The organism is Gilliamella sp. wkB292, assembly GCF_001690235.1.
GTDB classification, from domain to species: domain Bacteria; phylum Pseudomonadota; class Gammaproteobacteria; order Enterobacterales; family Orbaceae; genus Gilliamella; species Gilliamella apicola_F.
On the sequence record NZ_LZGO01000047.1, the window covers coordinates 97,462 to 108,141 of the forward strand.

A 10,680-nucleotide genomic window follows, 5' to 3' on the forward strand; every position below is an offset into this window, starting at 1 on the left:
CATCAACACCCAACATGTCTGTAAATTGTACAGATGCAGCAAAAATAACACAAACTACTCCAGCAACCAATGAAAAAATTAATCTACTCAATTTTACCCGCCAGCAATTGAGAGAGTTTTTTATATCATTAGGTGAAAAACCTTTTAGAGCAGATCAAGTGATGAAGTGGATCTATCATTTTGGAATAGATGACTTTGATCAAATGACTGACATTAATAAAAAATTACGTGAACAATTAAAAACGTTAGCCGAAATTAAAGCCCCAATAATAGCGATGGAACAACGTTCATCTGATGGTACCATTAAATGGGCATTGGATGTCGGCAATAATCAGATGATTGAGTCGGTGTATATTCCTGAGCGCGATCGCGCAACTTTGTGTGTGTCCTCACAAGTAGGATGTGCTTTGGAGTGTAAATTCTGTTCAACCGCTCAGCAAGGTTTTAATCGTAATTTAACCGTTTCTGAAATAATCGGCCAAGTTTGGCGTGCATCAAATGCCATTGGTGTGACAGGAAAATTAGCCGATAGACCTATCACAAATGTTGTTATGATGGGAATGGGGGAACCTTTACTCAACTTATCTAACGTTGCGCCGGCAATGGAAATCATGTTAGATGATTTTGGTTACGGTTTATCAAAAAGACGTGTTACGCTTTCAACTTCGGGTGTTGTTCCTGCTTTAGATAAATTGGCTGGAATGATTGATGTTGCGTTAGCGATTTCACTTCATGCTCCAAATGATACGATTCGTAGTGAAATTATGCCAATTAACCAAAAGTATAATATGGCGATGTTACGCGATTCAATTTTACGTTATTTGTCTACTTCAAATGCCAATCATGGCAAGGTAACAATTGAGTATGTGTTACTAAATCAGATTAATGACGGCGTAGAACATGCTCATGAATTAGCTCAATTCTTAAAAAATGTACCAAGTAAAATTAATTTAATTCCATGGAATCCGTTCCCTGGTGCTCCTTATTCACGTTGCTCAAATACACGTATAGACCGTTTTATGAAAACATTGATGGGTTATGGATTTACGGTTATTGTACGTAAAACCCGCGGCGATGATATAGATGCCGCATGTGGTCAGTTAGCCGGTGAAGTTGTCGACAGGACTAAAAGAACACTGTATAAAAAGCAAAACTTGGTTCAGCAAACCGCATAAAAATAGACAACGGAAAAGGGAAAAGTTAATGAAAATATGGTTAGTCATCTTCAGCTGTGTATCCATGATTGCTTTAACAGGTTGCCAAGTTAAAGGCCATGAAGAATTTGATCCTCAAACCGCCGCATTATCTAGAACGCGATTAGGTTTGGCTTATTTGGCTAAGGCTGATGAGTCACCAGAAAATATCAAAGCTGCACATTATAACTTGAAATTGGCTGCACAATATTCACCCAATAACCCTCAAGTTATGCTAGCAATGGCAATGTTTGATCAGCATGTTGGTGAATATAATGAAGCTGAAATGATTTACAAACGTATCACCTTAATGCAACCCGGTAATGGACTGTATCATGTTCATTATGGTTCTTTTTTATGTGGTAGAAATCGTTATCAAGAAGCAAAACAACAATTTCAACAAAGTATTGATTTAGATCGCCACCGTTGGAAAGCCGATGCGTATGAACAATATGGTTATTGTGCGATTCAGAACGGTGATCAGAAAACTGCTGATTTAATGTTTAAGCAACTTTTTAATTACGATGCATCTCGACAAGAAAGTGTCATTAAAACGGCTCAATTATACCAAAAAAATGGTGATACTAAGGTGGCTAATTATCTATTTTCTGTTGCGAAAAAATAAATATTGATAATGATATCGTGCTTGTACAAAGTGGAAGTTTATACCCTAAGCTTGTTGCGTAAGTTTAATTAAATTATGTTAGTAAACCATTTTGGGTGATGGTTTACTTTACGTAATATAACTATGATAAAAAATTACAACGGTTAATTTATTTACCGCTGCTATTGGGTAATTTTCTGATAATTTACGTGGCTACGCTAAAAAGTTTTGAATTTAAGAAGGGTTGTATAATTGAAGCTAAAGGAACATTACCTGTTAGCTTCAATTTATTGTAGTAAATTTCACTTCGCTAAAAACGAAGTGAAGCGTTTTTAATTTTTACAAAATTCCATATCAAAACTATGCGTTTGTTGGTTATACACTATTTTAAACGTGCCTTGATCAAGTGGATTTTGTAATATGTGATTGACGATAAACGGTCGAATATTGGCTTTAATATAACCAGGTAAACCTCTTGCACCACGAATAATATCATAATGATCATGACAAAATGCACTAAGACAAGCGTCTTGTACTTCTATAGTTAGGTTTCGAGGTTGATAAGCTTGATTGAGTTTATCAATTTCACGACGGATAATCTTCTCAATAACTTCCATTGGTAGTCGTTTAAAGTGAACAATATTTTCCCTACCATTAAAACGATTCAGTAATTCTGAACGATAGGTATTATTTAGCTCATTTGTTGCTAGTTCGCGTGCTGCCTCATCAGATAGATTAGGATCAAGATAATAAGGCTGACCAATATTTGATGTCATAATAATCATTATGTCAGAAAAATCGACCGTACGACCGATATTATCGGTTAAACGTCCGTCTGATAAGATCTGCAAGAAAATATTAAATACATCAGGATGTGCTTTTTCGATTTCATCAAATAGGTAGATACCAACCGGTTTAGCCCTAACTGAATTAGTCAAAATACCACCAGCTTCAAACCCTTCATATCCAGGCGGTGCACCAATTAATTTAGCAACTGCATGTTTTTCCATATATTCTGACATATCAAATCGCACTAATGATTTTTCGTCACCATATACGTATTGCGCTAAAGCTTTTGCCATTTCTGTTTTGCCTACACCGGATGGTCCTAAAAAGAGGTAAGACATTGCTGGTCCAGACTCTTCTAGTGCATCGACTTTAGCAACTTTAACCGAATTAGCTACATGTTTGACGATTTCATCCTGACCAAAAATACGTGACAATAAATGCGCTTCTAAATTAATTAAATTTTCAACTTCGTTTTCATCGAGTTTATTGGCTGATATTCCCGAAATTTTACTAAATTCAGTGATTACTTCTTGTCGATTTAGTCGTAGATCTTTATTGGCAAGCATTACTAGTTTTTTATGTTGCTCATTATTTTGTGCAATTTCGGCATCAATTTGTCGAATTTTTTCTTTTAATTTGGTGACAGCTGGCGAGTCAAATCCACCTGCTGTCAATTGAGCAAAGGTTTTTATGGCCGCAGAATCAGAAATTTTGTTTTCCTCTTCTTGCTCCTGAATTTGGGTGATTTCGTCTTGTAGCTGGAAGCGTAATGTTTCAGCATCACGTTGATATTGATATGTTTTGCTGATTTCTGATTTCAAATCTTGCCAATCTTGTTGCCATTGATTTAATTGCTGTTGCAAAGATTGACGTTCTATTTCATCAGTACTTTTCGCAATTTTAGCCATTAATTCAGCAATTTTAGGATGCTGTTTATGCGTCAATTGGCGGTAGCTTGCTAGTGCGCGATCAAGCAAGGATATTGCGCGTTGAGGCTGTGCTCCACCTAAACCCAAACTATCACGATATTTGCTTGTTAAGTGTATTGCTTCGTCAATAGCATTATCGTCAACTTCGATTTGATGATGTTCAGACAGCTCTTTTGCAACAACTGTAACAATTGCTTTTAAATCACTTCCTGTTGGCTCTTTTACATCATAAAGCGTGTAGAGCTCAGGCATTTTAGTACTAGCTTTTAGCACACTACTAAGTTTATCATCACGAACTTCTAGAATTACTTGAAAATTACCCGATTTATCAGCATTATTTAATGCATTAATAAAATGAGCATTACCGGTATTGTGTGCCGCTTCTAAAAAATTAGCTGTATCAGTAATAATTAAAACCGATTCAGGTGTTTGCAGTAATTTTTTTAAAATATTTTGAAATTCGTTATTAATTTTAGTGCTATCACCACTGGAAAACAGTGCATCACTATTTAACCAAAATAGTTTTTTAACAATTAAGTCAAATGGTGTGTCAGGACTATTTTTAGCTGCTTGTAAACCAAGGGTAAGCGCCGAAACGCCTACACCAGCTGGTCCTGTTAGTAAAAGTGAGTTTGATGATTGTCGGATCAGAATTGATGATATTCTTTCTAAATCATGCTCTCTTCCCACTAATGAAAAATTGGGATGTTGCGCTAAATATTCACGCCCTCTAACTAGGTACATTGTGCATTCCTTCGTCAGTTATAGTTTAAAAGGGGACGTAGTATTTTTAGTTTCTTTTTTGGCTTCACTCTTTTCAGATAAAACATCGCCAGTTACTGCAATAAATTCACGAGTATCACCTTGAACATCTTTGGACATTTTTTCGATTTCTTCTAAATTAGCGCGCATTGTTTCAAGGGCAGAACGGGTGATTTCTGTTGCTTCACGTTGAGTATCGCCAAATTCAGCTAAGTTTTGTAGCATAGCTTCTAAATCGTTATTGATTTCGTCACGACCCGTTGCAATTCGTATTGCTTCGTTCTTAGCAATATCGTTAGTTACTCTCGCCATTTCAGCTAAAGTATTTCCTGCCATGGATTGCGCTTCATTAATCGCTGCTGAGTTAACCGCTGTTACCACAACGCTAAGTTGTGAAGCGACTGATGCAATACCGCGTGAATGCATTGCTCTTGCACTTTCTACTTGTTTTTTAGTTGCAGCTTGCATGTTACGTATTTTAATTGCTTCGGTTGTTAATTCGCCGTAGGTTTGCATCGTATCGACAGTTGCAGTTGATACGGTATCGATATGTTCATCTAAATTACGTCGAGTTTCTTCCAGTTTCATTGACTCTAACAAATTGTCACCAACATCTTTATTTTCGAGTTCTTGTCGGCGTTCACGATGGACTTTTTCAACTTGTTTGGTCGCTTCGTTCATAATGGCATAAATTTGGATCATGTTACCATTATTGTCGCTAAGCCCTTCGATTTGTTTAACCATCTTTTCAAGATGACCACGAATAGCACCAAAACGCTCTTTACCTTGGTTAACGAATTTTAAGGCAGATTCAACCATATCAGCTTGCCGTAATGTGTGTTCATCTGATGTTAAATTCAGTAGCTCTTTTAATTTCTCAACATCAAGTGATTCACTACGTTGCGCATGGCGAAGTTTAATTTCTTCTTCAAGATTTGCTAATTGTGTATTTTTATTTTGTATATCTTGTTCTAATTGCGCTATTTTTTCTTGATTAGATGCTATTTTTGCTTTTGAGGCTGCTTTAATTTTTCCAAGGCCAAAGAATATTCTATCTTGCTCTAATGTATGAATTTCTTCTTTTAGTTTAGCTATTAGTGTATCGTTATTTGTGATTTCATCTTGTATTTGTTTTTTTTCGGCTTGCTTCTCATCATCCCATTCTTGATCTGCTTTTATTTGCGCTAGAGCGTTACGCGTTTCACCATTTTGGCGTAGGTTATAAAGTGCATCAGTGATTTCGGTAAGCGGTTTGATTTTATCAATAAAATCATTAAGGTCATTATTAAAATCAGCATAGACTCGTTGCAATTCAGCGAACACTTCGGTATCAGTCATTTCGATACGTTGCTTAGACATCTCTTCAGAGATTGATTGTAGATATTCTTTGAACTTATCAAACTCTTCTACTTTTTCACGATCTATTTCTTTATTATCGGTAAATTCTAAAATTTGTGTAACTTCTTGAACTTTTTGTTCAAGAGAAAGATTATCAGAAAAAATAACTTTGAAAAAAGTATTATTTTGAATGTTAGCTTGAGGGGATTCTGTTCGGGTAGATTTTTGTCGTTGTCTTGCTGAATAATCATTTTGTTGAACTGTTGCAGCTTTTTTACTGGACGATACACTCATTGTTCTATTCCTTTTTATATTCACTTATTACTTATTAACTTTATATCCTATTTCATATAAAGTAATAAAGTTTGGTATAATTAATTTATTTTTATAGAAAAAATAAACCTTATTTTTTCATCATGTTATTATCTATTTTACATTTCATTTTGACAAGAAAAAAACAACATACTTGGTTCATTTCTAAAAAAGCGTAACTAAAAGTCATAAATAAAAATTAGATGTTTTGCTATTTTAAACAACAATTAGTGTAAATGGACTTTTATTTGATATTTACGGTGTTGATTATGTGATTAAGTTGTGAAGTTAATGAGTATTTGATAGAAGGAAAATAAATAAAAAACCACCCAATAAAAGGGTGGTTTTTTAACAGGTTTTGGGTTGTAACGATAGGATGAATTACATCATTCCGCCCATTCCACCCATGCCGCCCATACCACCAGCAGCACCTAAATCAGCTTTATCATCTTTAGGTAAATCAGTAACCATACATTCAGTTGTGATCATAAGACCCGCAACAGATGCAGCATATTGTAATGCGCTACGCGTTACTTTAGTTGGATCTAAGATACCCATTGCGATCATATCGCCGTACTCTTCAGTTGAAGCATTGTAACCATAGTTACCTTTGCCACCTTTAACTGCGTTAACAACAACTGATGCTTCTTCACCACAGTTAGTTACGATTTGACGTAATGGTGCTTCCATCGCACGTAAAGCTACTTTAATACCAACGTTTTGATCTTCGTTTGCACCTTTAAGGTCTAAAATTGCAGATGCAGCACGAACTAACGCAACACCACCACCAGCAACAACACCTTCTTCAACCGCTGCACGAGTTGCATGTAATGCATCTTCAACACGTGCTTTTTTCTCTTTCATTTCAACTTCAGTTGCTGCACCAACTTTAATGACTGCAACACCGCCAGCAAGTTTAGCTACACGTTCTTGAAGTTTTTCTTTATCGTAATCAGAAGTTGATTCTTCGATTTGTTTACGGATTTGTTCAACGCGCGCAGTGATTAAAGACTCTTCACCAACACCATCGATGATAGTGGTATTGTCTTTATTGATAACAACACGTTTAGCTTGACCTAGATCTTCTAAAGTTGCTTTTTCAAGCTCTAAACCAATTTCTTCTGAAATTACAGTACCAGCTGTTAAAATCGCGATGTCTTGTAACATTGCTTTACGACGGTCACCAAAGCCAGGTGCTTTAACTGCGGCAACTTTAACAATACCACGCATAGTGTTCACAACTAATGTTGCTAATGCTTCGCCTTCAACATCTTCAGCAATGATTAATAGTGATTTACCTGCTTTAGCAACTGCTTCTAATACTGGTAATAATTCACGAATGTTAGAGATTTTTTTATCAGCTAATAAAATATATGGGCTGTCTAATTCAACCGTTGCTGTTTCTGGTTTATTGATGAAATATGGTGATAAATAACCACGGTCAAATTGCATACCTTCAACAACATCAAGTTCGTCTTGTAAACCTGTGCCGTCTTCAACAGTGATAACACCTTCTTTACCCACTTTTTCCATTGCTTGTGCAATTAAAGTACCCACAGTTTCATCAGAGTTTGCTGAAATAGTACCTACTTGTGCAATCGCTTTAGAGTCTGCACATGGTGAAGATAATTTTTTAAGCTCTTCAACTGCTGCAACTACAGCTTTATCGATACCACGTTTTAAATCCATTGGGTTCATGCCAGCCGCAACCGCTTTTAAACCTTCATTAACAATCGCTTGAGCAAGTACTGTTGCGGTAGTTGTACCGTCACCAGCAGCATCATTTGCTTTTGAAGCTACTTCTTTAACCATTTGTGCACCCATGTTTTCGAATTTATCTTCTAATTCGATTTCACGGGCAACTGACACACCATCTTTAGTAATAGTTGGTGCACCAAATGATTTATCTAATACTACGTTACGTCCTTTTGGACCTAAAGTGACTTTAACTGCATCAGCTAGTACATTAACGCCTTTAAGCATTTTAACGCGAGCGTCATTACCAAATTTTACATCTTTAGCTGCCATTTTGTATTTCTCCTGAATTCTGTCTATAAATTAAATTATTTGCCAATTACGCTTGAACAATGGCTAAAATATCGCTTTCAGATAAGATAAGCACTTCTTCGTTATCAATTTTTTCTGTTTTAACGCCATATCCTTCATTGAAAATAACGATATCGCCAACTTTAACGTCTAATGGTTGAACTTGACCATTTTCTAAAATGCGACCATTACCAACAGCTAAAACTTCACCACGTGTTGATTTACCCGCAGCTGAACCTGTTAAAACAATACCGCCAGCTGATTTTGATTCTACTTCTTTGCGTTTAATGATCACACGATCATGCAATGGACGAATTTTCATTAGTTATCTCCTAGCACTAATTTAAATTAAATAATTATTAACAATAAATCATCAAATTATGATCTATATAATATAGTGAATATTACATGGGGTTTGTTTTAAATTCTTCAAGAGAATAATATTAAAATATTTTTCAATTGATTAATTCTTCATCATCTTTACGGATGAACTCTCCCTCAATAATATCAGCATTTTTATCAGTGCGTTGGTATGATGAAAATATTGATTTTTTTGGTAGTTTTCTCACAATGAAATTAACAATCGATTCTTGCACATAAGGAATTAATAAAATAGCGCCTAAAATATCGGTCAAAAAACCAGGGATAAGTAATAGAAAACCAGCAAACAATAAAGCAACACTTTTAATAATTTCATTTTTAGGACTCTGATTTTCTGCTATTTTTTGTTGCATTTCGCGCAGGTTTTTTAAACCTTGTGTTTTAACTAATGAAAAACCAATAATAGATGTTGCAATAATACAAATTAAGGCAAGAAAAACGCCAATAGCGTTAGCCACCATCATAAATGTACTAATTTCAAAATAGAGATAAATAAAAAAAACAATAAAGCCTAGATATCGCATATAACAATTCCTTAAAAAGTGACGTTATATTATTAAAATTAGATCTAGATATATAGATGATTAGTTATTTTTCAACCAAACAATCTATTTTTTTTAAAATATCTTACAAAAGGGATTGACGGATAATCTCAGATCGTGTTTAATGTGCATCCATTGTTGCCCGGATAGCTCAGTCGGTAGAGCAGGGGATTGAAAATCCCCGTGTCCGTGGTTCGATTCCGCGTCCGGGCACCAATTCCAAAAAAGAACACCAGCGAAAGCTGGTTTTTTTGTGTCTAAAGTTTTTACCTTATTTTATAACTCAACCAAGTTTAACTAAAATCAATCCAAATCAAGTATAAAATCGGAAACAAAATAGGGTACAAGCTGTTTGATAATGGAGTGTATCATTAAACTGGATTTAAAGCCTTTATTTGCAAGGGTTATAAAGAATTGCTTACCAAGTGGTTATGCGTTCGTTACTTGTACTGATGCTTTCAATGAATACCTTATTACGTTATTATTTTTTTTTATATTTATTACATTATGCTTGTTATTTGTTCATAAGATAATTATGAAGTAATCATCTTTACCCATTCATATTCTGATGGATTGATAATTTAATGAGAGTGGGTTTTTTAAGTTAACGTTTCACTATTTTTTAAAGTCAAATGTTAATTTTTATCGAATATTTTTGAGATACTACAAGTAAGATTAAAAATAATTTCGTTTCTTCTCAAATGACTCTAAGTTAATAAAGGCAACTACATGTAAAATATAAAATTTACCATTAATACTCAACTTAATCAAAAACAAATTATATACCTAAATAAGCCACAAACTAAATACGCAAAAATATTACCGATTCGAGCTGATTTTCATTATGCTAAATGAGATGATGAGTTCAATACTGATATCGATGCAACCAAAAAGAAATAATGTACTTCTCCTTTATCAAGTTCTGCAATTTAAACTTGGTATTGTAGGGTATGCTGTTGTTATGGAATTTAATAAGAATGAACATATCCCTTTTCATTTTCATCTTTTATTTAAGTCGACAAATAAGGGAACAAGATATGTCAGATAAATTATTTTTACTACTTGATAAACAAATCAAATATGAAGCACATAAACAACAGCTACGGATATGTTTTAGAGTTAGTCTAGATTGTATGATTATCTATAACTTTGCTAACAAGCGCTTTAAGTGTCTTGTTTATTTAAATGAGGCTCGTTACAATCATTGCTATTTCACAAATTCATGATGTGTATGATGAAAGAATCAACATCTTAATTTTCTTATCATTATGTGTTTGTTAGCAAGTTAAAATTACAACAGTATTGTTTAGAAACAGCCAAAGAAAGTAACTCGTAAAATAAGCCTATTAGCCATTAAACAGCTCACAAATAGAAATACGACAAAGTTTATGTGGATAAAAAATCTAGAACACCATTTATTGGGTGTATAAAGATTTTTTAGTGTTGGAAAATCATCAATGACAAAACTAATTCGTCAAGAATTAGAAAATTAAAAAATAAGTATGTTAAGGCTGAAAAAAAGTAGATAATATATATTTATAGAACTCAATGCTCGGCTCTATCAAGGTTACGATATCGTGCAGATCTTATTGATATCGTCTTTATGATATAGAAAAATACTATGGTTAGTTGAGTATCATATGACCAATTTTATCAAAAAAATAAAGTGATAGAGGTGGGCACTGTCTAATATTTTGGCTAGGATCAGTAGTTTAATATTAATACAATCATAAATTATATTTTTTCGTAATAAATTTATATTCATCTGAATATAAATATGTATA

7 protein-coding genes and 1 tRNA gene are annotated in these 10,680 nt (G+C 34.2%); 3 read left to right on the forward strand and 5 right to left on the reverse strand.

What is annotated here, in order from left to right:
• The first annotated feature begins 14 nt into the window (after window positions 1–14).
• On the forward strand, window positions 15–1,175 hold the full coding sequence (locus A9G09_RS05035; protein WP_065633816.1) for a bifunctional tRNA (adenosine(37)-C2)-methyltransferase TrmG/ribosomal RNA large subunit methyltransferase RlmN: 1,161 nt from the start codon (window positions 15–17) through the stop codon (window positions 1,173–1,175).
• 28 nt (window positions 1,176–1,203) lie between these two features.
• Window positions 1,204–1,818 carry a hypothetical protein gene (locus A9G09_RS05040; protein WP_141671530.1) on the forward strand — a complete coding sequence of 205 codons (615 nt, stop codon included), beginning with the start codon at window positions 1,204–1,206 and terminating at the stop codon, window positions 1,816–1,818.
• Window positions 1,819–2,129: 311 nt separating this feature from the next.
• On the opposite strand, the gene A9G09_RS05045 is transcribed toward A9G09_RS05040, so the two are convergent.
• The 5 genes from A9G09_RS05045 to A9G09_RS05065 all read right to left on the reverse strand — a co-directional run bounded on the left by A9G09_RS05045 (window position 2,130) and on the right by A9G09_RS05065 (window position 8,878).
• Window positions 2,130–4,259, reverse strand: a complete 2,130-nt coding sequence (locus A9G09_RS05045; protein ID WP_065633804.1) for an AAA family ATPase — start codon at window positions 4,257–4,259, stop codon at window positions 2,130–2,132.
• A gap of 18 nt (window positions 4,260–4,277) precedes the next feature.
• Complete coding sequence (locus A9G09_RS05050; RefSeq protein WP_065633805.1) at window positions 4,278–5,909, reverse strand: hypothetical protein; 1,632 nt, start codon at window positions 5,907–5,909, stop codon at window positions 4,278–4,280.
• 399 nt (window positions 5,910–6,308) lie between these two features.
• Window positions 6,309–7,955, reverse strand: coding sequence for a chaperonin GroEL (gene groL, locus A9G09_RS05055; RefSeq protein ID WP_065633806.1), 1,647 nt, complete (start codon window positions 7,953–7,955; stop codon window positions 6,309–6,311).
• A gap of 46 nt (window positions 7,956–8,001) precedes the next feature.
• Window positions 8,002–8,295 carry a co-chaperone GroES gene (locus tag A9G09_RS05060; protein ID WP_034915350.1) on the reverse strand — a complete coding sequence of 98 codons (294 nt, stop codon included), beginning with the start codon at window positions 8,293–8,295 and terminating at the stop codon, window positions 8,002–8,004.
• A 133-nt stretch (window positions 8,296–8,428) separates the two neighbouring features.
• Window positions 8,429–8,878 carry an FxsA family protein gene (locus A9G09_RS05065; RefSeq protein ID WP_065633807.1) on the reverse strand — a complete coding sequence of 150 codons (450 nt, stop codon included), beginning with the start codon at window positions 8,876–8,878 and terminating at the stop codon, window positions 8,429–8,431.
• A 158-nt stretch (window positions 8,879–9,036) separates the two neighbouring features.
• Between A9G09_RS05065 and A9G09_RS05070 the strand changes: the two genes are divergently transcribed.
• A tRNA-Phe gene (locus tag A9G09_RS05070) sits at window positions 9,037–9,112 on the forward strand.
• The last annotated feature ends 1,568 nt before the right edge of the window (window positions 9,113–10,680 follow it).

Excerpts from the sequence above, each read along its gene's own strand:
- A9G09_RS05065 (WP_065633807.1), bottom strand. The coding sequence starts at position 8,878 with ATGCGATATCTAGGCTTTATTGTTTTTTTTATTTATCTCTATTTTGAA.
- A9G09_RS05035 (WP_065633816.1), top strand. The coding sequence starts at position 15 with ATGTCTGTAAATTGTACAGATGCAGCAAAAATAACACAAACTACTCCA.
- A9G09_RS05060 (WP_034915350.1), bottom strand. The coding sequence starts at position 8,295 with ATGAAAATTCGTCCATTGCATGATCGTGTGATCATTAAACGCAAAGAA.
- groL (WP_065633806.1), bottom strand. The coding sequence starts at position 7,955 with ATGGCAGCTAAAGATGTAAAATTTGGTAATGACGCTCGCGTTAAAATG.
- A9G09_RS05040 (WP_141671530.1), top strand. The coding sequence starts at position 1,204 with ATGAAAATATGGTTAGTCATCTTCAGCTGTGTATCCATGATTGCTTTA.
- A9G09_RS05050 (WP_065633805.1), bottom strand. The coding sequence starts at position 5,909 with ATGAGTGTATCGTCCAGTAAAAAAGCTGCAACAGTTCAACAAAATGAT.
- A9G09_RS05045 (WP_065633804.1), bottom strand. The coding sequence starts at position 4,259 with ATGTACCTAGTTAGAGGGCGTGAATATTTAGCGCAACATCCCAATTTT.